The organism is Limosilactobacillus fastidiosus, assembly GCF_014145505.1.
Taxonomy (GTDB): Bacteria; Bacillota; Bacilli; order Lactobacillales; family Lactobacillaceae; genus Limosilactobacillus; species Limosilactobacillus fastidiosus.
In genome coordinates this window covers 140,258-165,570 of record NZ_JACIUZ010000041.1, presented here as the reverse complement: position 1 = coordinate 165,570, position 25,313 = coordinate 140,258, and the positions used below count along the sequence as shown (strand labels likewise).

Sequence of the window (25,313 nt, the reverse complement as noted above, 5' to 3'; positions counted from 1 at the left end):
TAGAACTAACAAATCAACAGCCATTCTACCATAGATTAGTGAGGAAACATCGGTATAAGGAAGATTGTTGTCAAAATTTAATTATTTACTTTAGCCGGAACGGGCACTGGTCCAGTTAGCCAGTCATAGCTAAAGAGCTTCCGTAATTTTTTGTTTACAGGAATCCAGATACCGGCACGAAGGATATCCTTCAATGATTCGAGTATTGTCTTGTCTTGACGGTACTCTTTAGTTAAGGGAATCATTAATAGATAACCTTCTTCGGTAACTACTGTAACTTTTTTGTTGCTGATGGCAATAATCTTAGCCGCAACAATATTTGGTTGAGAAGCAGTTTCTTTTAATGTCATTAGTCAATTCCTTCTTTCTTGTATTAAGAATAGGGGGAAAGTATGAAGAAGTTATGAAGAGGAAGATAAGCAAGTTCAAAGATCTATCTTGCTTCTAAATTAATAATGGGAGCGCTATAATGAAGAGGAATTACAGGAGAACGGAGGATGAGTCATGACAAAATTGAATATTTACTTAGTACGGCATGGTCAAACATATTACAACATTTACAACAAGCTCCAGGGATGGAGTAATTCTCCACTAACAGAAAAGGGGAAGCGAGACGCTAAGAATGCGAGTGAACGGCTTAAGAATATTCACTTTGATGCTGCCTTCTGTAGTGATACAACGAGGGCAATGGAAACCATTCAAGAAATCCTTGATTTGAACCAGGCAGATTCCGTTCGTGAACCAGTTACTGCTCCTTATTTCCGCGAAGAATTCTATGGTTCTTATGAAGGAACAAACATGGATCTTGCTTGGTACAATGCTGGGGCACCTCACGGCTATAATACATTTAAGCAAATCGTCCTCGCCAGTTCGATTGGTCAAGCTAAGGATTGGTTGAAGGAAGCCGATCCATTCCATGATGCAGAAAATAACCACGAATACTGGGAACGGATGAATAAGGGGATCGAAATGATTCGGCATGCTGATCTTCCTGAAGATGCTAATGTTCTTTGGGTAAGTCATGGAAATACTTTGCTAAGTCTCGTAGAACGTTTCGGTGAAGGTAAATATGACGTAACCGTTCGTCCAAAGAATGGCAGTCTTACTACTGCCATCCTAACCGATCATGAGTTTAAGATAGAGGAATATGATAAGTAGAGTGCGAGCCCGTTAAAACTTTCCGGTGGCTAACGATTTCTCCACCGAACGACGTCTTGCCGTCGGAGGTGGAGGTCGTTAGCTCGAGGAAAGTTAGGGCGAGCAGATCTAGACTTAGTTGTAGTAGAAATTATCCGCTCTAGCAAGTTCCTGGCGTGCCAAACTTAATACTCGAAAAACTTAAGAGCGTCTCCAAACAGTTGGAGGGCGCTCTTTTGTAATGCATTTAATAAAAAATTAAGATTTTATTTGAATCTCCTCATTTACCCTGTTATAATTACCGTTAATTAATAAATATTCACTTTTTTGAATAAAGGATCAAATTAGTTAAGGGTAAGATAGGAGTTGAGGCTAATGAGTGAGAAAAAGGGAATTAATACCACCGAATTAACGCTATTGATTGTTGGTTCGACGATTGGTTCAGGAGTTTTTGGAATTACAAGTGACTTAGCAACAGCAGCTGCACCAGGTCCAGCAATTTTGGCATGGATTATCGTAGGGATAGGTGTTTTAACCCTGGTGCTATCGCTAAATAATCTTTCTCAAAAACGTCCTGACCTTAATTCGGGAATTTTTAGTTATGCTGGTGCCGCATTCGGCCCGTTAGGTGAATTTGTTTCTGGTTGGGCCTATTGGCTATCTGCATGGTTGGGAAACATTGCTTTTGCGACGATTACGATGAGCGCATTGGGAACCTTTTTCCCGAAAGCCTTTGAAAATGGGCAGAACTTAGTATCAATCATTGTAGCAATTATTCTAACGTGGGTTCTGACATTTTTAGTTAATCGGGGGATTGAATCGGCAGCTTTTATAAATTCAATTGGAACAATATGCAAAATCATTCCGTTAATTGTCTTTGTCATTTGTGTAATCATTGCCTTTAAGGCCAAAATGTTTACGGCAGATTTCTGGGGAAACGTTGCCCAAAATGTTCATGGCTTAAAGCAAACATCATTGTTTGATCAAGTTCGTTCTTCAATCATTGTAATGATGTGGCTCTTTGTTGGAGTTGAAGGAGCATCCGTCCTTTCAAGTCGGGCTCAAACACGGAAAGACGCTGAACATGCTTCGATCCTTGGCCTTGCTAGTTTATTAACGATTTACGTGATTGTTTCAATCCTTCCTTATGGGGTAATGACAAGATCTCAGTTAGCAGCTGGTGGGCAACCAGCATTAGGGGCCATCATGCAACACTTAGTTGGAAGTTGGGGTGCCGCCTTAATTAGTATTGGTTTAATTATCTCGGTACTAGTTTCTTGGTTATCATGGACGATGTTGCCGGCAGAATCATTAATGTTAATGGCCGATGACCAAACGTTACCAACTTCGTGGGGAAAACTGAATAAAAAGAAGGCTCCTACTCAGGCATTAATTATTACTGGAGTTCTTCAATCGATCTTCCTATTCACATTATTATTCACAAATTATGCGTATAATTTTGCATACACATTATGTACGGCTGCAATTTTGATTTGTTACCTCTTAGTTGGAATTTACCAAATGGAATACAGTGGTCAGAATCATGAATGGGGTCAGTTTGTTATTGGGTTAATCACTGCCCTATTTGAATTGATGGCAATGATCCTTTCGGGTTGGAAGCAAGTAATGGTTGTCTCCATTGGCTTTATTCCCGGTTTCATTTTCTACCTACAGGCATGTAAAGAATTCAAACATGTTGTTACCGTAAAGGAAAAGATTGCGATGATTTTAATCGTTATCTTTGCCATTGTTTCATTAGTGTTAATTGGAAACGGAACAATTGCAATTAATAATTAGGAGGTTATAAGTTATGGTTGAAATCGCCCCATTTGGTGTAGAAGCGTGGTTAAATAAGTGGGAAAAGAGTGCCACTTATGATATTTCACAGAGTACAATCGCTTCATTGACGATGCATGAAGTACTAAATCTTGACGGTAATAATGGTCAGGAATTTTATGAAATGTTAGATCAACAAAAGATGAACTATGGGTGGATTGAAGGATCGCCTGAATTTAAGCAGAAAGTTGCTAAGTTGTATCAACATGTCGAACCAGATAATATTTTGCAAACGAATGGTGCTACTGGGGCAAACATTTTGGCTCTTTATAGTTTAATTCAATCTGGGGATCACGTGATTGCAGAATATCCATCATACCAACAACTCTACGACATTCCAAAGTCGTTAGGGGCTGACGTGGACTTCTGGCATATTCACGAAGAAGATAATTGGTATCCAGATATTGAAGAACTGAAAAAGTTAATTCGTCCTGATACTAAGATGATCTGTTTAAATAATGCAAATAACCCGACCGGGACAGTCTTAGATGAGGCATTTTTGAAACAAGTTGTCGAAATTGCTAAGTCAGTGGGTGCTTATGTATTAGTAGATGAAGTTTACTTGCCGTTAGATGATCCAATAAAGTTCACTTCAAGTATTGATTTATATGATAAGGGGATTGCTACTAACTCCCTTTCAAAGACATATTCAGTTCCTGGTGTTCGGATCGGCTGGACTGCAACGAATGGTGAATTAGCAGATCTTTTTCGGAAGTTCCGCGATTATACGATGATCTGTGGGGGTGTTTTTAATGACATGATTGCAACCTATGTCCTTCGTCACCGTGATCAGGTGTTGGCACGGAACAGGAAACTGGTTCTCGGTAACTTAAAGATTTACCAAGATTGGATTGAACATGAAGATCGGGCGTCAGTTGTGATGCCCCAGGCGGTTTCAACGTCATTCCCTAAACTAGATGTTCCAGTTGATATTCATACCTTCTGCGAAAACTTGTTGAAAGATGAAGGGGTTTTGTTAGTGCCAGGGGATGCATTTGATACTCCCAAACATGTTCGTCTTGGTTACTGTGCCCCAGAAGCAACCCTTAAAGAAGGGTTGAAACGTCTTTCAAAATATATGCACCAATATGACTAATTAAAAAAGCTAGGAATTAACTTTCTTAGTAGACTTAAAGCATTTGAAAAAGCTGCTAAAGTTCACGGCGAACATTGGCAGCTTTTTTAAATTCTTATATTTAATTTTTATAACGCTTTAGCCCGATTCCAGTAAACCCACTAATAACGGAGAATACTGGAGAGAAGAGGCTGAAGAAGGCAAATGGTAGGAAGTGAAGAACGGGAACACCAAGAGTTGATGCCGCAAACATTCCGGCAACACCCCACGGAATTAAGTAGTTAATTACACTTCCACCATCTTCAAGGACCCGACTGAGGGCTAATGGGGAAAGTCCCATGTCCTTAAAGGCAGTCTTGAAAGCCCGACCAGGAAGAATTACTGAAAGGTATTGTTCACCAACGAAGAGGTTAACCCCAATTCCGGAAAGAATAGTAGCGAGGATAAGGCTACCAGGAGTCTTCAAATGCTTAACAAGGGGTTCCATTGCGGATTGGATCACGTTAAATTGCATGAGAATCCCACCGAGTGAAAGGGTGACGATGATTAGTGATACTGTCCCCATCATGCTGGTAATCCCACCACGAGAAAGCAAGGCGTTAACTGAAGCATCGTTTGTGTGGGCAACAAAACCTTCACTGATTAAGTTTGTTAGTGACTTAAGAGAAGTATGTGGACTTTGAATAAAGATCATAATTACAGTGACGATGATGTTGATAAATAATGTTGGAATTGCTGGAATATGGCGCCAAGCACAAATGAAGAGTAGGACAATTGGCAGAAGGGCCCACCAGCTAATTACAAAATTACTAGTTAATGCTTGAGTGGTGTGTGTAATCTTACTAGCATCCATCCCATTACCACTTTGACCGATAATCCAGAAAAGGATAAATGAAACAACAAAAGATGGGATTGTTGACCACATCATGTTTTTAATATGAGCGAAGAGGTCGCTACCGGCAATAGCTGAAGCGAGGTTTGTGGAGTCTGACAATGGGGACATTTTATCGCCAAAGACAGCTCCTGAAACGATTGAACCAGCAACTAGAGCAGGGTTAATTCCCATCGCGTGGCCCACAGCAAAGAGAGCTAAACCAATTGTTGAGATGGTTGTAAAACCACTCCCAATTGATGTCCCAACTAAGGCGCAAACGACGAAGGTTGAAGGGACAAACCATTTTGCGCTGATGAACTTAAATCCAACCACCATAATGGAAGGGATGATCCCAGCTTTAATCCAGACAGCAATGAGCGCCCCAATCAGGATAAAGATAAAGATTGGAATAATTGCTGTTCCAATTCCATCCTGGATCCCTTTGTGGAGGTCATCCCAAGAAGCACCACGCACTTTTGCCCATAGCATAATTAATGCAATTACAAACAATACTGGTATCTGTGGGGAAAGGCCAAACTTAATAACCGCCGTTCCTAAAATAATTAACATGATTAATAAGATACTAATCGCTTCACCAAACTTGATTGACTTCATAATTCAAATCTCCCTTACATAATTTATTAGTTAGTTGTTATTTGAATTGAAGTTGATAACGAATAATTCCGCCACAATTTTTCATTTTTAGTTCCTCCTTGAAACAATAACCATAAAAAAGTCCCGCTGATGAAAATGATCATCAACGGGACGATTTATTAACCGCGGTACCACCCACATACGTATCCTTTATAGTAATACGCTCTCGTATCAGGTGGTAACGGCACTGACTATGGCCGAGCAATCTTATACTCGCGATAATTCATTAACTCCGCCTGACCGGTTCGCACATCCCCACCGGCTCTCTGACACCTAACGAAGCAATTACTGAAACGATAATTGTTGAAGTTATTCTAGCGTGACAAAATTAAATTGTCAATATGATTATTAAAATTTAATGAGATCAATTTTTAGCAGCCTTTTCTTTTCCATAACCGTTGAATAAGAGGTTGAGAACTACAGCGGCGACACTACCAACAACCACCCCATTTCCCATCATAATTTGAAATTCAGTAGGTAAGTACTGGAAAATATGTGGATACATCGTTACTCCTAGTCCCAAGCCGACGGAAACAGAAGCAACTAGGATATTTCCGTTATCTGTAAAATCAACTTTATGGAGGATCTGGATTCCTTGAACCCCAACAATCCCAAACATAACGATCATCGCACCACCAAGTACGGGATCAGGAATAACAGTAGCTAATGCTCCTGCTTTTGGAAGTAGGCCAAGGAGTAAGAGCATAACTGCTGCATAATAAACGGGACGCCGGGTTTTAACTCCAGACATTCGAATGACTCCAACGTTTTCGGAGAAAGTAGAGTACGGGAAGGTGTTGAAGAGACCGCCGAGGATTGCTGCGATTCCTTCAGCACGGTAACCACGTTTAATATCCTCACTTGTAAGTTTTTGTCCGGTGACTTCACCGAGAGCGAAGAAAACCCCGGTTGACTCGATCATTGTTGTTAGTGATACCAGGATCATGGTAACCATTGCACTCACATTAAAATGAGGAACACCAAAGAAAAACAACTGTGGCGTATGGAGCCATGCTGCTTGGGAAACTGGTTTTAAAGAAACCATTCCCATTGCACTAGCAGTAAAGGAGCCGATTAAAATCCCTGAGAGGATTGCAATTGACTTTAAAAATCCTTTTGCCCAAGCGTTAAAAAGCAGAATAGCTATAATAGTAATGAAACCAACAAGAAGGTTTTTCGGATCACCAAATGAATGGGCAGATGGTGTTCCGCCACCAAGATCTTGGAAACCAACAGGAACAAGGGTGAAACCAATGATTGTAATTAAAGAACCAGTAACAACTGGTGGAAAAAGTTTCCTTAATTTCGAAAAGAATCCAGCGATCAAGAAGACAAAGAATCCTGATGCAATAATTGCACCGTACATGTATGTAATTCCTAATTTACTCCCGATTGATTCGAGGGGAGTAACAGCTTGAACGGCACAACCTAGAACGACTGGCAGCCCAATTCCCGTTAAAGCGGTCCGCTTTAATTGAAGAAGGGTCGCAATTCCACACATGAAAATATCAATAGAGACTAAGTATGTCATTTGCATGGCTGAGAAGTGGAGATAGCTCCCAATAAGTAGGGGAACCAAAACATCTCCGGAATACATTGCAAGTAAGTGTTGGAATCCGAGTACAAAATCTTTCGGTGAAAAGAAAACCTTACTATACTTAGAAGTAGTTGTTGAACTGAGTTCTTCCACAATTTAATCCTCCCTTGAATAAAAAAGGGACTACTGACAAAAGCCGCAGTCCCTCTACAAACTAGTATTACTCTTAATTGCTTATAGTCCAAAGTTTAAGGCTTTGGGTAGAGACTCACCGACCATATTACGGTATTATATAGGCAGATAATGTTGCTATCCTATCACGACTTGAAAAAGCTGGCAAGAGGATCGGACTAAAAGTGTTATTATAAATAATAAACATAACTGAAAGGACGGGGCAAAATGAGTGTCAAAAAAATGAGTAGCTGTACTGCAATGTTGGTTGGGAAGAATGCATCAATTGACGGTTCAACGATGATTGCACGAAATGAAGATGATTACGATGGTGTTAATCCAAAGACTTTCCAGGTTTATCCAGCTAAGGACTATACAGGAGAACGTTTCATATCTACCTATAACGGGTTAGAAGTTGAGCTTGAAGGGCAAGGCTGCCGTTTTACTGCCACTACTAATGGTGATATTAGTAATGGTCGCTGGGATGAACAGGGGATCAATGAATATAATGTTGCGATGAGTGCCTCCGAAACCGAAATGACTAACCCACGAGTTCTTGGTCATGATCCGTTAGTTGAAAAGGGGATTGACGAAGATTCGATGGTTTACCTTGTGTTACCGTTTATTAAGAGTGCACGAGAAGGAGTTCAACGTCTCGGTCACTTGATTGAAAAATATGGTACTGGTGAAAGTAATGGGATTGCTTTTAGTGATAACAATGAAGTTTGGTACTTTGAAACAGCTGGAGGTCATCAGTGGGTAGCGCAACGTATCCCAGATGATGCTTACGCAATTTGTCCAAACATTATGTGCATTGAAGAAATCGATTTTGAAGATTCAGATAACTTTATGTTTGCACCAACGATCCAACAGTTTGTTCAGGATAATAATTTGAATCCATATCCGGGTAGTTTCAACTTCCGGAAGATTTTTGGGACAAATGATGAAGCTGACCAATATTACAACACCCCACGTTCATGGTATGGACAGAAGCTATTTACCCCATCTCTCGAACAAGAACCAACAAGCTTAGATATCCCGTTTATTCAACGGGCGGAAAAAAAGATCACTGTTGAAGACGTTGAATATTTCTTGTCATCACACTACAATGGGACACCTTATGATCCGACTGGTTCATACGCTTCCGGAGATGAAAAGGATCAAAAGAAGTTCCGTTCAATTGCTCTTGACCGGAACCAAAGCTCATGTATTTTGCAAATTCGGAATAATGTTCCGGCTGAATGTGCGGCAATTCAATGGATTAACTTTGGCTTTTTTGCTTATAGCCCATACGTTCCATTCTTTACGAATATTAATGCCACGCCTGCTGCTTATAATCATGCAGGAAATGAAGTTGACGATAGTGCATACTGGCTGCAAAAACAATTAGAAGTAATTGTTGAACCCCATTATCATGAATTTATCAATGAGGTTAATGCTTTCCGTGATGCTTTACAAAGCTATGCGATTAAGCGAGTTGATATGATTACGGCGATTGCTAAGACCAAGCAAGGGGATGCTGTTACCGCTTTCCTTACTAAGCGAAATGAAAAGACTGCTGTTCATGCAATGGATGCCACGAAGAGTCTTCTCAACAGCCTTATCCACCAAGCTCTCCTCAATTCCAAATTTCAATTCGAAAGAGGAGATAATTATTAGAGTGTCTTCGCTCCAAAGAGTTTCCGGAAGGCTAGCAATTTCTCCTGACGAAGGCGACTTGCGCCTAGGAAGGAGGTTGCTAGCTCTAGGAAACTCGAGCGAAGCACGTTTAGACTATGTTGAAGTAGAATTACTATCTCCATTAAACAAAACTTAACTGGTAAAGCCTAAGTATGTAGCCATGAATGACTATGTACTTAGGCTTTTCTAAAGTAATCAAGTCGAAATGCGCTCGCTGAGAAGCTCCTATAGACAAAAACTCCCTCCCGGATACCATCAGCATCCGGTCAGGAGAATTTATTGTCTTACGGGCATTCTTTTTTGCTCACTCGCACTCTATTATTTCCACCAATCTTTTCTAATTAAGAAGACGGCACAAAGGAACATGAGAATTAGTGAAATTACAATGGTAATAATCCAGGAGTAGCTTTTGTTTGCAAGTGGAAGAGCGACGTTTTCTCCATAAAAGCCACCAACAATTGTCGGGATAGAGAGGAGGATCGAATAGATCGTTAAGAACTTCATTGTGTGGTTTAGGTCGCTATCCAAGACCTTGCTGTATGCGTTAGAAACTCGTGCAGAAACATCCGAGGTCATCTGAGCCATTTCCAAACCTTGTTGTGCTTCAACGATAACATCATCAAGATCATTTTTCTGTCGAGCCGACATAATGGGGTTCATTCGGCGCTTAAATTCTTCTAGTAAGGAAACATTGCCCTTTAACGAAGTGAGCATATAAACAAGTCCGGTTTCAATTTCCATGAATTCTGTAATGGCTTTGCGACCTGTTCGAGCTTGAAGTGAACGCTGGATTTGCTGGCGCTTTTGGTCAACTCGTCGTAAGGGACCAAAGTAATCAGTGGATAACCGGTAAAGAACAGCGAGGACTAAGTTTAATTTTTCAACAACAGTATCGTGATTTTGTATTCGCTTAAGCTGGTTGGCAATAATTCCATTAACAAAGTTCGTTTTTGCATTTGTAAAGGTGATTAAATTATTATTTGTGATCATGAGACCGATAGGTGCAGTCTGGGGAGCAGTTACTTCGTGAGTAGGTACATAGACGTCGAAGATCAATAAAGTAACCCCAGCGTCTGGATCAACTTCAACCCGGGCTTTTTCGTAGGGGTCAATGGCATAGTCAAGCAGTTCCTTGGTAACTTCATATTTTTGGATAAGATCTTGTCGCTCATGGGGAAGGGGTTCGAAAACGCTGATCCACCAGCTATGTGCGTTAATTCTTTCTGTACTAAGCATGTTCTCCATCCCCTACTTAAAATCACTTATAACCCTATTCAACTATTTTAACAGAAAAAAGTAAAGCAGTCTGAAAACAAAATATAACTATTTCCCGGGAAATCAGATAAACTTGAAAGTAAAAATTAGGAGGAAAGGGATCATGTGCACGAGTATTTACCAAGTAACATTGGATAAGACACATTTGCTAGCAAGAACAATGGATTGGCCAAAGTTAGCTGTTTCTCCGTTATTTGTTCCCCGACAATTTAAGTGGGTGACAGCATTTGATCACCGAGTTTATACCAATAAGTACGCGATGGTTGGTGGTGGGAGCCTTTCTGCAACCAGAATTGATGTTTCAGATGGTGTTAATGAGCATGGCTTAATGGCGCAAAAGTTAACTTTCGCTAATGGTGCTCACTATGTTGACGAGCACGATCGGAATAAGGTTCAGTTAGCAGCATATGAATTCATTTTTTGGCTCTTGGGAAATTTTTGTACCGTAGCTGAAATAGAAGAGCATCTTGATGAAGTAGAATTGATGAGTGAAAAGAATAGCGATACTAAATACGGTAAGCCGGAACTTCATTTTGCAGTTGCTGATCAGACGGGGAGGATCGTTGTAATCGAACCGACCCATAATCCGCTAAGGGTGGTTGAGAACCCATTGGGTATTGTAACTAACAGTCCTGATTTTAAAAAGCAGCTTCATCAAATGGAGAAGTATGTTGAATTTACACCTGAGTTTATTGCACACCGTGTTCCTTTGAATACACCACGGGTTACTACTGGTCGTCTTTCAGGTAAAACGAATCCACCAGGCTACTATTCACCAAGTGCACGCTTTGTTCGGGCGGCCTACTTGAAAGAACGTTCGGATGTACCACAAGACGAGAGGTATAGAGTGATTAGTGAGTGGCACTTATTGGATAGTGTAACTGTTCCGCAAAATACTCGTCATCAAAAAAATTATTCCGTATACCGCGCAGTGACGGTGGCAGAAAGTTGTAGTTATTATTTTCAACCATACCATCGGGGAGATATTACCAAATTACAATTAACACCAGAAATGCTGAGTTGGGACAAGCCAAAAGTTTATAATGTTCCTGATCAGTTAACTGTTAGGGAGGTTAAATAAATGACTACATTTCGATGGGAACTTCAAGAACGATTGAGTAATAAACAATCCTTAATTACATTGCGTGAGTTGCTCCAACACCAGTGGCTTCTTCCAAAACGCTTTGTTCATTACTTGCGAAGTCGACGCCAGGTATTAATAAATCAGGAATATCATTCGGTAAACAAGGTTGTTCATCCTGGCGACCAAATCACCCTGTTGTTTAAAGGAGATGAGTTTCGTCACCCAGGAAATAACCGGTATCTTCCAACGATTAACCCTCATTTGAATGTTTTGTATGAAAATCGCGATTTGCTTGTCGTTAATAAGCCACGAGGACAAAAGAGCCATCCTAATAAAAAAGGTGAAACAAGAACATTAATGAATGATGTAGCTGGCTATTTGCACCATCAGGCTTATATGGTTCACCGGATTGATTTGCAAACGAGCGGAGCAGTAATTGTTGCTAAGAACCCAATAGTTGTTCCTATCTTGAACAGATTCATTAGTCAGGGGCAAATCCATCGGGAATACTTAGCACTAGTCAGGGGACACTTGATCGGAAAAGGGGAATGGAATTGGCCGATTGGAGATGATCCAAGTGATTCGTGGCGACGAATGGTGAATGGAGAGAACGCACAACCTGCGCAAACGTTTTTCCATGTTTTAACTACTACTGAAAATTATTCACTTGTCCGTTTGGCGTTAGGGACAGGAAGAACCCATCAACTCCGGGTTCACCTTGCTTACAGTGGACACCCAATTATTGGTGATCCAATTTATAACCCTAATCCTAGCGGTGGAATGCTTCTTCATGGAAGAAAACAACGATTAGTATTGCCATTTTCTAATAGGCGACTGGAGATTACGGCTCCCCTCCCTCCCTATTTCAAGCAAAATCTGCTAAAATATCATTTAGAATAAATAAAAAAGGGGGACACTTGTTGTCACTTTTAGGAAAACTGTATGGTCCATTCTTTAATGGTCACAATTGGGCGGCTGTTATTACTTCAGGCCAGGATTGGTTAATTATTTTTTCCTTGGTTTTAATTGAATGTTTACTGTCAGTTGATAATGCGATTGTTTTAGCTGCGCAAACTCGAGTATTACCATCACTAAAGGAGCAGGAAGAATCACTCTTTTATGGGATTTGGGGTTCGTATATTTTCCGGTTCTTGGTAATTGGATTAGGAACCTACCTGATTCATTTCTGGGAAATTAAAGTTTTAGGATCAGTATATTTGATCTACTTAGTATACCGATTCTTTAGTTCAAAGTTCTTTGGTAAGCCGAAGAAGAAAAAAAGAATATTAAAAATTAATTCAAAGTTGACCGGACGAAAATTGTTCTGGTCGGTTGTGGTTCAAATCGAAATGATGGATATCATCTTTTCAATCGATTCTGTTTTAGCTTCGTTGGCGGTTTCTAACAACCCAGTGATTGTGTTAATTGGTGGGATGATTGGGATCGCATGTATGCGGGGAGTGGCTGAAGTAATTATGAAGCTAATGCGGAAGATCCCTGAACTAGAACCAATGGCTTACGTGTTAATCTTTATTATTGCGATCAAACTATTTCTTACGATTCCAGCAATTGATATTGAGCTCCCATCCAGTGTCTTTGGAATCTTTGTTCTAATTGTCTTTGTGGCAACGTTAGTGATTCACTACCTTCGTCAACCACGAAAAAGAGGGGAAGAATAATGGCAGAAGAAATTACAGATCAGTCTTTTGCAGCGGCAACTACAGATGTTCCACTGGCAATCGTTGATTTTTGGGCACCATGGTGCGGCCCATGTAAAATGATGGCACCATCCTTAGAAAATCTCGAAAAGAAGTATAGCCAACGAGTTAAATTCTTTAAAATCAATGTTGATGATAATAAAGAATTAGCATCTAAGTACAAGATTATGAGTATCCCAACCCTTCTCTTGCTCCGAAACGGGGTTGCCAAAGAAAAAGTTACCGGTTTCTATCCCCAAGCTAAACTCGATCATTATTTGGAGAGAAAGGTAAAGGAATAGAGTGTGAACCGTGACGAACTAGCAATCGAGCACTAAGGAATCCCGGACGATGATTGGCTTGCAATCAAGTCCGGGATATTTAGGCGGAGATTGCGGTCACGGCGAGCACATTTCGACTTAGTTGCCCGGGATCGTTAGCTCGAGGAAGCTTAGGGCGAGCATGTTTTGACTATACAGCCAAGAACTAATAAATAACAAAATCACCCACCAACATCCTAGTCACTTAAGGTGTTGGTGGGTGATTACTTATTTTTTAGCTAACTAATTCTTTTCCTTATCGAAATGTGGTTGATAAAGTTTAAAGAAGATTAATGCAAGGATAAAGGTTAGAACATCAGAGCAAGCTTGAGCTGCTAGGATCCCGTTGTATCCGAAGAAGTGGTTAAGAATTCCAATCGCAATGGCAAAGATTAATCCTTGCCGGCTAAAGGAGAGCCAGAAAGCCGGAACTGCCTTTCCCATTGATTGGAAGGATGTCGTAAAGACTAAGATCATCCCAGCAAGGGTGGTGGAAATAGTAAGCCACCGGATCATTCCTGTCCCTTCTCGGACAATCACCGGATCGGTCATAAAGAAGCGGATAACCGTTGGCGCAAAAGCAAATAAGATGATGGTTAAGATAAGCGCTAATGAAGCGACCACCATTAGATCAAACCGGATTACCTTATTAAAGCGTTCTTCATTTTTAGCACCGTATGAATAACCAATTAACGGTTGGGCACCAAAGGCAAATCCGGCCATCACCATCCCAATGATCATACTAACTTTAAGGGCAATTCCCATTGCGGCAACACTTGAAGCACCGTATGCAATTAAATAACGGTTAGTTAAAGCAGTCGCAATTGTTGCCATCACGTTGGTAACGGAGGCCGGGATCCCGATTGCGTAGATTTCCGCTTGGAGGTGAAAACTAATTTCTGTTTCGTGGATCGAAGTGGTTAATTTCTTACTTTTATAATGAGTATAGTAAATCATGATAATGTCACTAATTACGGTACTGGTGACAGTAGCGAGTGCGGAACCCGCTGCCCCTAAACCACAGGTAAAAATGAAAATTGGATTAAGGACGATGTTAATTCCTGTACCCACCATGCTGGCAATCATTGATTGAACTGCAAGACCTTCTGTACGAAGAATATTAGTTGGGGTTAGTCCAAAGATGACAAAGGTTGCACCCCATGCCATAATAAGGTAGTACTCACGAGCATACTTCCAAGTACTTGGTGAAGCACCTAAGAGATGAAGAATCGGTGTTTGAAATACCACCATAATAATCGTGACAATAATTCCGCAGACGATTGATGCATAAAAGCAATAGCCACTAACAAAACGACCAAGTTTGTCCTGACGCTCGCCAAAAAGCCGGGAAATTACCGAACTACCACCAAGACCAAAGATATCCCCAATGGCAATCATCAAGGTAAAGATCGGTGCTCCTTGAGAAACACCAGCAACTAGGTCCGGGTTTCCAGTTTTTGAAACGAAAAAGGTGTCGACCATGTTATAAATTAAAGTCACGGTCATACTAATAACGACGGGCATTGCTAAGGTGAAGTAAGCCCGCTTGATTGTAGTGTGTTCAAATAGTTCGTTCATCTTGTTCCTCCATTTAAAATCCAAATGATTATTTTACATGGAGCGGGCAAGAAAAAGCAAATTATGATGAGAAGAATAGTATGAAATAAAGAAAAGTTCGAAGTTTAGGCGAGTTCTTAGCTTTTTTAATGCATATTCTTTGGGTGTGGTTCACCCTTAATTTCATGTTTAACGTGATTTAACATATCGTCAATCATGTCAACAACGTGAGGGTCATCCAAGAGGTAAAAGACTTGGGTGCCTTCTTTTCTTTTACAGACTAATTGGTAGCGGTAAAGAATATGTAATTGCTTTGAAATGATCGGTTGTGCAAGACCAAGATCGCTGACTATTGTTTTGACATTTACTTCCTGATGTTGGTAACGAAGGTAATAAAGAATTTTAATTCTTGTACTATTACTTAAGACCTTATAGATTTTCGTGGCTTCATCAATTAGTTTTGAGGTGGGGGTCAATATTAACGCTCCTTTCAATGAGGTGATTTGTTAATATTATATCAAAGCTTGAAAAGGTGACGAATAAGGTCACTATCCCAGAAGACGTACAAACCAACACCAATATAAATTACTTTCATTAAGATTTCACTGTAACGTTCCATTAACCGGTTAACTAACAGTAAGTTACCGACTAACTTAATGATAATTACCGCAATGATTGCTAAGATGATAACGAATGGGATAGTTAATAAAAACTGGCTATATGAAAGACCGGTAAGGATGGGAAGGAAGACGGAAAGGTTACAACCAGAACAAACGGCTAAATATGTGATCAGTGTGGTAAGTATCGGACGGGTATTGGTTTTACCGTTGAACTCCTCATCATTATCATGAAGAGCCATGTAAATTGGTAAAATACCAAGAAAACCAAGTACCCACTCGGGAAGAAAGAGTCCCAACAATTTACCGATAAGGAAACTGATCGTGATTAAAATTATCAGACCAATGATATAGCCAATAATTACATCCCTTATTTTATAGCGGTTAAGAAGAAGGAGAAGGATCACAAAGAAATCTAGGTTAACAGCGAGGAAGGTGATCAGAATAATCCACCAGTTCATAGTAAAAGCTCCTTTAAAATTAAACATTCCAAAATTGATATGTTTAAAATATATCAATTTTGGAATGTTATCAAGAGCTAATCTTCAAAATATGAATAAAGCTTATCAGTATTGAGTTGACGCTTTTCATCGCCTGTAATATCAGCCTTTATTTGACCATCCTTTAAGACGATTAGCCGGTTCCCGTAGGTGATGGCATCCTCTAAATGGTGGGTGATCATAAGTGCGGTAAGGTGATCCTGGTTGATCCGTTCATTAGTTGCGTGGAGTAAGTTTAAGCTGGTATGCGGGTCAAGGGCTGCGGTGTGTTCATCTAGTAGCAGGATGTCAGGACGCTTTAGGGTTGCCATGAGGAAGCTAAGGGCTTGACGCTGACCACCTGAAAGAGCACCAGTTGCCGTAGTCATTCGGTTTTCGAGACCATTGTTCATGGTTGCCGCAAGTTTAGTGAAACGTTCCATGTTTTGCTTTAGTTTTCGTAGGAAGAGGTGTCGTTTTTCACCACGTTTTGTTGCTAAAAGCATATTTTCCGCAACTGTCATCCGGGGAGCGGTTCCTAATTTAGGATCCTGAAAAACGCGGGCGAGAAAGGTTGTTCGTTGTTCTTCGGTTGAACTGGTAATATCTTTACCGTTATGGAGAATTTGACCACTATCAGCATGCAAGTTGCCACCAATAACGTTGAACAGGGTGGATTTACCAGCCCCATTAGTTCCAACAATGGTAATGAAGTCACCTTCGTTAATTTTAAGGTTAATTCCTTTAAGGATCGTAGTCTCGTTTGCGGTTCCCTTATTAACGATGGTTTTAACATCTTTTAGTTCCAAGATTGATTTACTCATGAGGTTGCACCCCCTTAACGACTGTTTTTCTTAAGTTAACGAATTTTTCAACTTGTGGTAGCATCATACAGATTGCAAGAACAATCGATGAAATCAGGTTGAGGTCGTTGGCGGAGAATCCTAGTTGTAAGACCGCCAACAGGATTAGGCGATAAATAATGGAACCAAGGGTAACCGCAACCAACCGCTGGTTAAGAGTTAGATCACCGAAGGCCACTTCACCAATGATGATTGAAGCCAAGGCAATAACGATTGTGCCGATCCCCATATTCACATCAGCGTAACCATTACTTTGGGCCACTAAAGCACCGCAGAGAGCTACCATTCCGTTTGAAACCATTAAACCAATGTTAATCATTGAATCTGTATGAATCCCCAGTGACTTTGCCATTATCGGGTTATCACCGGTCGCAATAAACCCTTGACCATAGTCTGTTGCTAAGAAGAGCATCATCAAAACGGTAATAACGAAAATGACAATTAAACCAACAGTTACACTATCAAAGAATTGTGGAAGACTGCGAAGAAAACTGCCATTAAAGAGAGTGGGCTTTCCTATTAATGAGATATTAGACTTTCCCATGATTCGTAAATCAACGGAGTAAATCGCGGTCATAGTTAAAATTCCAGCTAAAAGGCTGGGGATTTTTCCTTTGGTATAAAGGAGACCAGTAATTAACCCGGCAATCATTCCGGCCCCGATTGCTAATAAGGTTGCGAGAAAAGGGTTGATGCCGTTGGCGATGGCGGTAACTGCGGTAGCGGCTCCCAGAGGAAAGGTTCCTTCAACAGTCATGTCAGCAAAATCTAAGATCCTAAATGTTAGGTAAAGGCCGAGACCAAGGAGGGCCCAAAGAAGACCTTGACCAATAGCTGAAACGATTAAATTCATTTGTATACTTCCCCCTTTGTCTGTGCTTCATGTTCGAAATGGGTAGGAATTTGCAGGTGGAGTTTCTGTGCCTGTTTAATATTAAGAACTGGTTCACCGTGTTGAACGTATTCGATTGGCATGTTACCAACCTTCTTCCCTTTGAGGACTTTGACGGTCATTTTGGCACTCATTACACCAAGCTTATATTGGTTAACACTATAGGTGGCCACACCACCCTGCTTAACCATTGTATCGGTAGCTGGGAAGATTGGCTTATTTACCACATTCGCATTTTTAACTAGCGTTTGCATTGCCCCGGCGACTGTATTGTCCGTTGGAACAATTACAGCATCGACTTTACTTAACATCTGTTGGGAAACCTGGTTCAAATCATTACTATTTGAGATTGAATAGGCTTTAAGCGGGATGTGCATTTTCTTGCATTCACGGGCAATTTGGTGATAGCCAGTTACTCCAGAACTATCATTTGAGGTATAGATGACACCGAGCGTTTTAATTTTAGGGACAAACTGTTTAATTAGAGTTAGTTGCTGGTGAACTGGTGCTAGGTCAGAAACACCGCTAATGTTACCACCTGGATGACGGTTATTCTTAACTAATCCAGCGCCTTGAGGATTTGAAACTGCACCAAGAATAATCGGTATTTTATTAGTTGAATTTGCTAATGCTTGTGAGGCAGGGGTAGTGATTCCGAAGAGGACCGTTGGATTGTTATTAGTTAAAGTGTTGGCCATGGTTTTAAGATTACTTTGGTCACCATTAGCGTTCTCATACTCAATTTTAATATTTTTACCGTTATGGTAACCTTCTTTAGCTAGCTCATCAATAAAGCCCTTATAAATTTGGTCCAAAGCTGGGTGGTGCATTAACGTTAGTACGCCAACTTTGGGAATCTGCTGCTTGGTAGTACCGTGATTTTCAGTAAAAAAGGCAATCCCTAGAAAACCAAGGAGGAGGACAATCACCGTGTACATCCTTTTCATAAGTAAAACTTCCTTTCTAAAGAAAAACGGGAAACCACATGCAAATGGCCTCCCGCTTTTTAAGCAAAAGAAAAGTCTGCATGTAGGATCCATGCAGACTGAATAAATGATTACTTCTCAGCCGGCACGGATGCAATCTGTCATCTCAGGTTGCATCCATGACGAACTCAACCCAAACTACCGGCTTTGCCAAGTATTTAACTTAATAGTGTGAGACTTAATCATTTAACTTTCTCCCGTTCATATAAGATTTGTCTATAGTTTAGCGAAGGAGAATCTGGATGTCAAGGTGAAAAAGAGACTTCTTTGATTAATTAGTTTGGAGGGAAATTTGATTTGTGTTACCATATTAACCAGTTTAAACGGCAAAAAATGAGGAGAGAAAAGACATGGCAGTATTAGATGTCAAGGGATTGACAATGAGTTATGCAGATAAGCAACTCTATGACGATGCAAGTTTTCAACTTGAGAAACACGAACACATGGGGATTGTTGGTCAAAACGGTGCCGGAAAGAGTACCTTAATCAAAATTTTAATTGGGAAGGTTCTCCCGGTTTCTGGGACGGTAACTTGGGCAAAAAACGTTAAGATCGGTTACCTAGATCAGTATGTTGATATTCCTAAAGGGATGACGTTGATTAAGTTTCTCCATACTGCCTTTTCGGACCTATATGAGATCAATGACCGGATGAACAAGCTGTATGAAGAATATGCACAAAAGATGGACAATGAGCTATTAACCAAAGCAGGTCGGCTTCAAGAACAATTGGACGCTCATAACTTCTACGATATTGAAACAGAAGTTGAGCGAGTAATGAATGGATTAGGTTTAACCGAAATCGGTAAGGACCACGTTGTTTCCGAAATGAGTGGTGGTCAACGCTCCAAGATCATTTTGGCAAAGATGTTACTTGAAAAACCTGATGTAATCCTACTGGATGAACCGACAAACTACCTGGATACTGCCCACATTGAATGGTTGATTAACTATTTAAATGACTTTGAGGGCGCAGCGATGATTATTTCTCACGACTATGATTTCTTGGAACAAGTGACGAATACAATTTGTGACGTGGCCTTTGGGAAAATTACCAAGTATCGGGGAAGCTTTGAACAAGCGATGCGGCAAAAGGAAGAGCGAAAGGAAACTCAAGAACGTGAATACGAGAAACAACAGGTCGTAATTGAAAAGGCTGAACGGTTCATTCGGAAAAACAAGGCGGGTTCTAAGTCCACAATGGCTAAGTCACGAGAAAAGATGCTGGCACGAATGAAGCGGATTGACCCACCTGCAGATAACTTAAAAGCTACCTTTAATTTTCCGTATGAAAATACTGGATCTGCCAATGCACTTCGGGTAGAAAAACTCTCTGTTGGGTATGGTCACCCACTGCTTGCACCAGTTACGTTTTCAATGACGATGGGAGAAAAACTTCTCTTTACGGGATTTAATGGGGTTGGTAAATCGACTTTAATTAAGTCGATTTTAAAGAAAATTCCCGCATTAGGAGGAATGGCAACCTTTTCCCCATCTGCTCGGGTTAATTACTTTGATCAGGATCTAGAATGGAATGATCCTTCATTAACACCATTGCAAACAATTCAAAATATGTTTCCAACAATGCAGCCGAAAACTATCCGGCAGAGGTTAGCACGGGCTGGAATTAATGCGGCAAATACTATGAAACCTCTTCGTTTACTTTCTGGTGGGGAACAAACCAAGGTTAAACTAGCAATTTTAGAGTTAACACCGTCGAATTTTCTGATCATGGATGAACCAACGAACCACCTTGATGATGAAACTAAAGAGGGGTTAAAGACAGCTCTTCAAAATTTCCCGGGAAATTTAATTTTGGTTAGTCACGAACAAAGTTTTTATGAAGGCTGGCTTGATAAGATCCTGAACGTGGAAAAGCTTAGTTTAAAATAAAAAAGTATAAACCGCTGATTAACGAAAGGAGAATTTTGGAACATGCATTACTCGTTATCAGAAATTATTGTCTTGTTTTTTACTTATTCAGTGGTTGGCTGGTTGTGGGAAACTTTTTACTGTTCAATTAAGGCTCACCACTATGCATATCGTGGCTTTCTTTTTGGGCCGTATTGTCCAGTCTATGGTTTTGCCATTACCACGATCCTAATTACTGCGGAACCTGTTAAGAATAATATTATTCTTCTATTTATTGTTGGCTTTATCGTAGCCAGTATCTTTGAATATTTTGCTAGTTTATTTTTGGAAAAGTTTTTTCACATGAAACTTTGGGATTATTCCAAATTAAAGGGAAATATTCAGGGGAGAGTTGCTCCTGAGATCTCATTGTTTTGGGGGATTGGTGTTGTTTTTTTGGTTAGGGTTGTTCAACCATTTGTCCAACGAGTAATTAACTGGGAAGAAGCCAAAACGCATGGTTGGTTAGCAGTTATAATTGTCTTGGTTATGGGGACAGATATGATCTTGACCATGTTCAGTATTCATAAACTTCATATTTCTACCAAACAATGGGATGATCGAGTTAATCAGCAATTGGAAAATTTGCACCAGCGGATTCATGAAGCGGGCCCAGAAGAAGAAAAAAGATTACGGCAACGGTTGGTCAACTGGCGTGCTGAAATCATGGACAGTGATGGATTACGATGGTTTAAGCATCAACTTTCTTGGAACCAACGGCGCTTAATTAAGAATTTCCCAAAGATGAAAATTACCGATACCAAGTACTTTAATGAGATAAAAAAGAACTTAATAAAGAAGTTTTAAAGATTTATCCTTAAATACAAGAAGATTTTATAATAAGCGACAAATATAATTTTAAAGGGGGGATAAGGATGAAAAAAGAAACCAAAGTAATTTCAGCAATTACAGTTATCTTTTTAATTATTGTTTTTACGATTTGTGGATTAACAATAAAAAGCAGTCCGTTGTCAGGCTATCCGCGGCAGATTCATGATCAGAATATGACTGTGCAAGAATTTATTTCCCAAGTAGCTCCAGCTGCCCAGCGTGAACAAAAGAAGTATGGGATTCCTGCAAGTATTACAATTGCTCAAGCGGGGCTAGAATCTCAGTGGGGTAATAGTCGTCTTGGTAATAAGTACAATAACTTGTTTGGGATGAAGGCGAATAAAGGTGAGGATAAGGTCCGGATGTATACCATTGAAAATATTAATGGTAAGCAACGTTATATTCCTCAATACTTTGCCGTGTACCAAACTTGGGATGATTCAATCAAAGCACATACCAATATAATTGTGAATGGTACTAAAGATAATCATCACCGTTTTGATGGGGTACGGAACAATACCGATTACCAAAAAGCTGCCCAAGAACTACAAAAAAATGGCTATGCAACCGATCCTAACTACGCTAATAAACTCATTTACGCTATTCATAAGTTTAAATTGGATAGGTATGACAAATAGTGGAATGTGATCCGTGACGGACTAGCGATCGAGCACTAAAGAATCTTGGATGATGATTGAATTGCAATCCGATTCGGGATGGCTAGGTGGAGATTGCGGTCACGAAGAATATAAAATTAAATAAAACCAGCACCGATTTCCAGTGCTGGTTTTATTTAATTTTTAACTATTTTAATTAACTTCCGTTTGGTTAACATTAACTCGATTACGGCGGAAGAAGTGGACAAGGAGGCCAACAACCAACCCAACGAGAGCGGGAACAACCCATGAAAGTCCCATTGAAGCAAGTGGTAACATGCTTCTTACATTGGCTACCCAGAGGCCAAATGAACTTTGACTAACAACTGCTGGGAAAGCAACCACCATATCACCAAGAGCTGGTACCACAGTTAAGAGGACAACGAAGAAGTAAACAACGCCATCGCGGTGAAAGAGTGGTGAAGCAACGGATAAGACGATCAAGACCATTGATAGTGGGTAAAGGAACATAAGCATTGGGGTTGACCAAGCAATGATTTGATCCAACCCAAAGTTAGCCGTGAGAAATGAAGCTAGACAGCTAAGAGCTAACCAAGTGTGGTAGCTAACCTTGGGAAAGTGCTTATGAAAGTCCTGGGCAAACGCAGCGACTAACCCAACAGCAGTAGTTAAACAAGTGACGGTTAATAAGAAAGCTAAAACGACTTGACCAAATGCACCGGCATAAGCGTTAACTAATTGATTAAAGGCGACTCCACCATCAGGAGAGACCTTAAACCGACCAAGAGACATTGCACCAAGAACGATCAAGAGAAGATAGATAAAGCCGATAGCACCAACGGCTAAGACACCAGACTTAGTAACAACTTTTGATACAGCCCCGGGACGACGAACCCCCATCCCTTTAATTGCAGTTACAACGGTAACACCAAAGGCAAGACCTGCAAGAGCATCCATTGTGTTGTACCCTTCTAAGAAACCGTTAGTAATTGCTGCATGAGTGTAAGCGCTGGTTACAGGAGCAGTTGCTGGATTACCAAGAGGGTTAGTGAACGCAACGACGAAGACCAAGAATAAGAGTGCGAGGAATACGGGGTTTAAAACCTTACCGACATTAGAAAGAATACTATTTTCTTTGTAAGAGAATGCAAAAGCTAAGGCAAAGAAAACAGCGGAGAAGAGGAAGAGAGTCCAGCTTTGGTCAGCCTTAGGAACAAAAGGTGCAACCCCAACAGTGAAGGAAACAGTTGCTGTCCGTGGTGTTCCGAATAAAGGACCGATAGTCGCATGAATCAAAACCATGAAGACAAGGGCAAATACCGCACCGAGTGGACGGCCAACATCATAAACTCCTTCTGCTCGGGTGACGGCGATAGCAAGAACAGAAAGTAGTGGAAGTAAAACTCCAGTGACTAAAAATCCCAGAGCAGCTTGGCCCCAATTGGCTCCAGCTAATTGTCCGAGGTGAAGGGGAAAAATTAAGTTCCCAGCACCAAAGAATAAACCGAATAATAGCGAAGCAACAACTAAGTATTGCTTAAATGTTAGCTTTTTTGTTGTCAAATCCTGCATAATCAATTCCTCCTAGGATATAAAAGCATTTAATAATTGCTTTGATCCCAATAAAAAAGTCCCTTAACCAAAATTATTTTGGTTAAGGGACGCTTGAGCGTGGTACCACCCTATTTTCGTATCATCATTACTGATAATACCTTATACGTACGGCCCAAAAATGGGCGATACGTCGGCACGTTAATGGGTGCTACCATTAAATCTTACTGTGGTTAAGATTTAAGCTCGAAAGTGATTTTCAATTAACGTTGAACCTATCTCCTTACACCTACCGAGACTCGCTAAAGGTTATCGTCAATCTACTCTTCTTTCTCATTGCGATCGAATAATTAAATTGTTATTTATTATTCTAATGATTTTCTAATTGAAGTCAATGATTTTTTAGAATTTTTTATTTTTTCTCGTAGTTTGCCAAATCTTCGCTTGTTTGTGCGTAGGCTGGATCACCATTTAATGCCCGGGCAATTGCACGTTCTACCGCTGTATTTGTGGTTGTGTTGGCAATTGCTAATGCTTTTTCGTAACGTTTAGCATGATGGTTAGCGAGTTGACTAATTCGGTGATGGATCTTATCAATGCAGACTACAATAAAGTCAGCGTCACGAATTTCTCGTTTCATTTTACTGCTAGAAACCTTATTTTCCATGGAAGCATCCAGAGTGTGGTAAAGGCCGTGGTGCTTATCGACAACTGCCTTTAATTCTTGAGACCGTTCCCGATCACCAGTAATTACGAGAACGATTCGTTGCTTCAAATCGTAATCTAATTTTTTCTCATAATCATGGCGTGGGTGGGCAACCTTTTTAACTTGCTTTGGCTTTGCAGGTTGCTTAGTCGTATCAAAGTCTTGCTTTTCGTGGATCCAACGAATTGAACCATTCTTAGCATCCTCAAGTCCGTTACCGTGATCAAAGTAGGCGTAGTCAATCACCATGCCAGCTTTGAGGCTTCGACCAGGGAATTTGAATGGATCAACGACAATGGTATTTGCAGAAGCTTCATCGAGGATGGAGTTTCCTTTTAATGTCGAATTAATCTGAAGAACATCAGATCCAGGAACGCTGGTTAATTCAGCATATTCGATGACCTTAATTTTCTCTGGTACATAGTTGTTAAGGTGATCAGCAGTTACCCGACGAATTAATGGAAGACCACGAACCATTTGTTGCGGATCGAGTTGGACAATATCGCCATCTTTGAGCGGAAAGTGAAGAGAGTGGATCAATGCTTCATTATAGTAATGGCGGTTAATCTCAGCACCACTTAGCTTCCGGTGGACCAAGTAGAGATCATCAGCGGCAAGTCGTTCTTCCTGTGAAACTGTGTCAACGGTAACTGCTTCAGGAGTAACTGGCTGGCTCAACGAACTAGTTGTAACTTCGTGTGCTGGTCCTGTAAGGAGTGATGAGCGACTTGCTTGACGAATTCGTGGAGTTGGTCGCTTGGCCTTGTTCTCAGAATGGGGGAGGCGTTTTGATTCCTTCGTTGCGGAACTATGTGTTTCGTCTTCATAGTGGTTTAAAATATTAATAACAGTGGTTAAACTTTGTAACGTTTGTTTGAGGCTTTCTTGATCATTACTGGTATTTTTCAGTAAATCAATTAACTCATGACGGTAATCGTATAGTTGCATAGTACTTTATCCTTTC

General features: G+C 40.5%; 23 protein-coding genes, 1 riboswitch and 1 other annotated feature. Of the genes, 11 read left to right on the top strand and 12 right to left on the bottom strand.

What is annotated here, in order from left to right; genetic code table 11:
* Positions 1 to 77: 77 nt before the first annotated feature.
* Positions 78 to 350 carry a hypothetical protein gene (locus H5R64_RS06850; RefSeq protein ID WP_182580739.1) on the bottom strand — a complete coding sequence of 91 codons (273 nt, stop codon included), beginning with the start codon at positions 348 to 350 and terminating at the stop codon, positions 78 to 80.
* 154 nt (positions 351 to 504) lie between these two features.
* On the opposite strand from H5R64_RS06850, the gene H5R64_RS06845 reads away from it, so the two are divergent.
* The 3 genes from H5R64_RS06845 to H5R64_RS06835 all read left to right on the top strand — a co-directional run bounded on the left by H5R64_RS06845 (position 505) and on the right by H5R64_RS06835 (position 4,069).
* A complete protein-coding gene (locus H5R64_RS06845; protein WP_182580740.1) occupies positions 505 to 1,158 on the top strand; it encodes a histidine phosphatase family protein in 654 nt (217 codons plus the stop codon).
* A gap of 354 nt (positions 1,159 to 1,512) precedes the next feature.
* A complete protein-coding gene (locus H5R64_RS06840; RefSeq protein ID WP_182580741.1) occupies positions 1,513 to 2,934 on the top strand; it encodes a basic amino acid/polyamine antiporter in 1,422 nt (473 codons plus the stop codon).
* A gap of 13 nt (positions 2,935 to 2,947) precedes the next feature.
* The gene (locus tag H5R64_RS06835; RefSeq protein ID WP_182583103.1) at positions 2,948 to 4,069 is read left to right on the top strand and encodes an aminotransferase; all 1,122 of its coding nucleotides are present in this window, start codon (positions 2,948 to 2,950) and stop codon (positions 4,067 to 4,069) included.
* A 100-nt stretch (positions 4,070 to 4,169) separates the two neighbouring features.
* Here the strand turns inward: H5R64_RS06835 and nhaC are convergent, their stop codons facing one another.
* Together nhaC and H5R64_RS06825 are read right to left on the bottom strand one after the other, a co-directional pair.
* On the bottom strand, positions 4,170 to 5,537 hold the full coding sequence (nhaC, locus tag H5R64_RS06830; RefSeq protein ID WP_182580743.1) for a Na+/H+ antiporter NhaC: 1,368 nt from the start codon (positions 5,535 to 5,537) through the stop codon (positions 4,170 to 4,172).
* A gap of 403 nt (positions 5,538 to 5,940) precedes the next feature.
* Entirely contained in the window at positions 5,941 to 7,266 is a 1,326-nt protein-coding gene (locus H5R64_RS06825; RefSeq protein ID WP_308184594.1) for a nucleobase:cation symporter-2 family protein, read from the bottom strand.
* Between the two features lie 64 nt (positions 7,267 to 7,330).
* Positions 7,331 to 7,429, bottom strand: a riboswitch (purine riboswitch).
* An 83-nt stretch (positions 7,430 to 7,512) separates the two neighbouring features.
* Between H5R64_RS06825 and H5R64_RS06820 the strand changes: the two genes are divergently transcribed.
* Positions 7,513 to 8,943: a C69 family dipeptidase gene (locus tag H5R64_RS06820; RefSeq protein WP_182580744.1), complete on the top strand. Its 1,431-nt coding sequence runs from the start codon at positions 7,513 to 7,515 to the stop codon at positions 8,941 to 8,943.
* Between the two features lie 339 nt (positions 8,944 to 9,282).
* Here the strand turns inward: H5R64_RS06820 and H5R64_RS06815 are convergent, their stop codons facing one another.
* Positions 9,283 to 10,200: a magnesium transporter CorA family protein gene (locus H5R64_RS06815; RefSeq protein WP_182580745.1), complete on the bottom strand. Its 918-nt coding sequence runs from the start codon at positions 10,198 to 10,200 to the stop codon at positions 9,283 to 9,285.
* A gap of 142 nt (positions 10,201 to 10,342) precedes the next feature.
* Between H5R64_RS06815 and H5R64_RS06810 the strand changes: the two genes are divergently transcribed.
* From H5R64_RS06810 to trxA, 4 genes are read left to right on the top strand one after another with little or no spacing between them, the layout of a single operon-like run.
* Positions 10,343 to 11,320: a linear amide C-N hydrolase gene (locus H5R64_RS06810; RefSeq protein ID WP_182583101.1), complete on the top strand. Its 978-nt coding sequence runs from the start codon at positions 10,343 to 10,345 to the stop codon at positions 11,318 to 11,320.
* Positions 11,321 to 12,223 (top strand): RluA family pseudouridine synthase, encoded by a 903-nt coding sequence (locus tag H5R64_RS06805; RefSeq protein ID WP_182580747.1) that lies wholly within the window; start codon positions 11,321 to 11,323, stop codon positions 12,221 to 12,223.
* A 20-nt stretch (positions 12,224 to 12,243) separates the two neighbouring features.
* A complete protein-coding gene (locus tag H5R64_RS06800) occupies positions 12,244 to 13,002 on the top strand; it encodes a TerC family protein (protein ID WP_182580748.1) in 759 nt (252 codons plus the stop codon).
* Positions 13,002 to 13,322, top strand: coding sequence for a thioredoxin (gene trxA / locus H5R64_RS06795; protein ID WP_182580749.1), 321 nt, complete (start codon positions 13,002 to 13,004; stop codon positions 13,320 to 13,322). The genes H5R64_RS06800 and trxA overlap by 1 nt, the downstream gene beginning before the upstream one ends.
* Positions 13,323 to 13,583: 261 nt before the next feature.
* Here trxA and H5R64_RS06790 read toward each other — a convergent pair whose 3' ends face one another.
* From H5R64_RS06790 to trpX, 6 genes are all read right to left on the bottom strand, one after another.
* The gene (locus H5R64_RS06790) at positions 13,584 to 14,918 is read right to left on the bottom strand and encodes an MATE family efflux transporter (protein ID WP_182580750.1); all 1,335 of its coding nucleotides are present in this window, start codon (positions 14,916 to 14,918) and stop codon (positions 13,584 to 13,586) included.
* A 125-nt stretch (positions 14,919 to 15,043) separates the two neighbouring features.
* Positions 15,044 to 15,373, bottom strand: coding sequence for an ArsR/SmtB family transcription factor (locus H5R64_RS06785; RefSeq protein WP_182580751.1), 330 nt, complete (start codon positions 15,371 to 15,373; stop codon positions 15,044 to 15,046).
* 41 nt (positions 15,374 to 15,414) lie between these two features.
* Entirely contained in the window at positions 15,415 to 15,975 is a 561-nt protein-coding gene (locus H5R64_RS06780) for a cadmium resistance transporter (RefSeq protein WP_182580752.1), read from the bottom strand.
* 77 nt (positions 15,976 to 16,052) lie between these two features.
* Positions 16,053 to 16,817 (bottom strand): ABC transporter ATP-binding protein, encoded by a 765-nt coding sequence (locus H5R64_RS06775; protein ID WP_182580753.1) that lies wholly within the window; start codon positions 16,815 to 16,817, stop codon positions 16,053 to 16,055.
* Positions 16,810 to 17,709 carry an ABC transporter permease gene (locus tag H5R64_RS06770; protein ID WP_182580754.1) on the bottom strand — a complete coding sequence of 300 codons (900 nt, stop codon included), beginning with the start codon at positions 17,707 to 17,709 and terminating at the stop codon, positions 16,810 to 16,812. The genes H5R64_RS06775 and H5R64_RS06770 overlap by 8 nt, the downstream gene beginning before the upstream one ends.
* On the bottom strand, positions 17,706 to 18,695 hold the full coding sequence (trpX, locus tag H5R64_RS06765) for a tryptophan ABC transporter substrate-binding protein (RefSeq protein WP_182580755.1): 990 nt from the start codon (positions 18,693 to 18,695) through the stop codon (positions 17,706 to 17,708). The genes H5R64_RS06770 and trpX overlap by 4 nt, the downstream gene beginning before the upstream one ends.
* A 389-nt stretch (positions 18,696 to 19,084) precedes the next feature.
* On the opposite strand from trpX, the gene H5R64_RS06760 reads away from it, so the two are divergent.
* The 3 genes from H5R64_RS06760 to H5R64_RS06750 all read left to right on the top strand — a co-directional run bounded on the left by H5R64_RS06760 (position 19,085) and on the right by H5R64_RS06750 (position 22,113).
* Positions 19,085 to 20,626, top strand: coding sequence for an ABC-F family ATP-binding cassette domain-containing protein (locus H5R64_RS06760; RefSeq protein ID WP_182580756.1), 1,542 nt, complete (start codon positions 19,085 to 19,087; stop codon positions 20,624 to 20,626).
* Positions 20,627 to 20,668: 42 nt separating this feature from the next.
* Positions 20,669 to 21,451: a putative ABC transporter permease gene (locus H5R64_RS06755; protein ID WP_182580757.1), complete on the top strand. Its 783-nt coding sequence runs from the start codon at positions 20,669 to 20,671 to the stop codon at positions 21,449 to 21,451.
* Positions 21,452 to 21,519: 68 nt separating this feature from the next.
* The gene (locus H5R64_RS06750; protein WP_182580758.1) at positions 21,520 to 22,113 is read left to right on the top strand and encodes a glycoside hydrolase family 73 protein; all 594 of its coding nucleotides are present in this window, start codon (positions 21,520 to 21,522) and stop codon (positions 22,111 to 22,113) included.
* 171 nt (positions 22,114 to 22,284) lie between these two features.
* On the opposite strand, the gene brnQ is transcribed toward H5R64_RS06750, so the two are convergent.
* Both brnQ and H5R64_RS06740 read right to left on the bottom strand, forming a co-directional pair.
* A complete protein-coding gene (brnQ, locus tag H5R64_RS06745; protein ID WP_182580759.1) occupies positions 22,285 to 23,664 on the bottom strand; it encodes a branched-chain amino acid transport system II carrier protein in 1,380 nt (459 codons plus the stop codon).
* 82 nt (positions 23,665 to 23,746) lie between these two features.
* Positions 23,747 to 23,989, bottom strand: a binding site (T-box leader).
* A gap of 66 nt (positions 23,990 to 24,055) precedes the next feature.
* Positions 24,056 to 25,297 carry a DUF2325 domain-containing protein gene (locus H5R64_RS06740; RefSeq protein WP_182580760.1) on the bottom strand — a complete coding sequence of 414 codons (1,242 nt, stop codon included), beginning with the start codon at positions 25,295 to 25,297 and terminating at the stop codon, positions 24,056 to 24,058.
* Positions 25,298 to 25,313: the final 16 nt, after the last annotated feature.

Excerpts from the sequence above, each read along its gene's own strand:
- H5R64_RS06850 (WP_182580739.1), bottom strand. The coding sequence starts at position 350 with ATGACATTAAAAGAAACTGCTTCTCAACCAAATATTGTTGCGGCTAAG.
- H5R64_RS06845 (WP_182580740.1), top strand. The coding sequence starts at position 505 with ATGACAAAATTGAATATTTACTTAGTACGGCATGGTCAAACATATTAC.
- H5R64_RS06840 (WP_182580741.1), top strand. The coding sequence starts at position 1,513 with ATGAGTGAGAAAAAGGGAATTAATACCACCGAATTAACGCTATTGATT.
- H5R64_RS06835 (WP_182583103.1), top strand. The coding sequence starts at position 2,948 with ATGGTTGAAATCGCCCCATTTGGTGTAGAAGCGTGGTTAAATAAGTGG.
- nhaC (WP_182580743.1), bottom strand. The coding sequence starts at position 5,537 with ATGAAGTCAATCAAGTTTGGTGAAGCGATTAGTATCTTATTAATCATG.
- H5R64_RS06820 (WP_182580744.1), top strand. The coding sequence starts at position 7,513 with ATGAGTGTCAAAAAAATGAGTAGCTGTACTGCAATGTTGGTTGGGAAG.
- H5R64_RS06815 (WP_182580745.1), bottom strand. The coding sequence starts at position 10,200 with ATGCTTAGTACAGAAAGAATTAACGCACATAGCTGGTGGATCAGCGTT.
- H5R64_RS06810 (WP_182583101.1), top strand. The coding sequence starts at position 10,343 with ATGTGCACGAGTATTTACCAAGTAACATTGGATAAGACACATTTGCTA.
- H5R64_RS06805 (WP_182580747.1), top strand. The coding sequence starts at position 11,321 with ATGACTACATTTCGATGGGAACTTCAAGAACGATTGAGTAATAAACAA.
- trxA (WP_182580749.1), top strand. The coding sequence starts at position 13,002 with ATGGCAGAAGAAATTACAGATCAGTCTTTTGCAGCGGCAACTACAGAT.
- H5R64_RS06790 (WP_182580750.1), bottom strand. The coding sequence starts at position 14,918 with ATGAACGAACTATTTGAACACACTACAATCAAGCGGGCTTACTTCACC.
- H5R64_RS06780 (WP_182580752.1), bottom strand. The coding sequence starts at position 15,975 with ATGAACTGGTGGATTATTCTGATCACCTTCCTCGCTGTTAACCTAGAT.
- H5R64_RS06775 (WP_182580753.1), bottom strand. The coding sequence starts at position 16,817 with ATGAGTAAATCAATCTTGGAACTAAAAGATGTTAAAACCATCGTTAAT.
- H5R64_RS06770 (WP_182580754.1), bottom strand. The coding sequence starts at position 17,709 with ATGAATTTAATCGTTTCAGCTATTGGTCAAGGTCTTCTTTGGGCCCTC.
- trpX (WP_182580755.1), bottom strand. The coding sequence starts at position 18,695 with ATGAAAAGGATGTACACGGTGATTGTCCTCCTCCTTGGTTTTCTAGGG.
- H5R64_RS06760 (WP_182580756.1), top strand. The coding sequence starts at position 19,085 with ATGGCAGTATTAGATGTCAAGGGATTGACAATGAGTTATGCAGATAAG.
- H5R64_RS06755 (WP_182580757.1), top strand. The coding sequence starts at position 20,669 with ATGCATTACTCGTTATCAGAAATTATTGTCTTGTTTTTTACTTATTCA.
- H5R64_RS06750 (WP_182580758.1), top strand. The coding sequence starts at position 21,520 with ATGAAAAAAGAAACCAAAGTAATTTCAGCAATTACAGTTATCTTTTTA.
- brnQ (WP_182580759.1), bottom strand. The coding sequence starts at position 23,664 with ATGCAGGATTTGACAACAAAAAAGCTAACATTTAAGCAATACTTAGTT.
- H5R64_RS06740 (WP_182580760.1), bottom strand. The coding sequence starts at position 25,297 with ATGCAACTATACGATTACCGTCATGAGTTAATTGATTTACTGAAAAAT.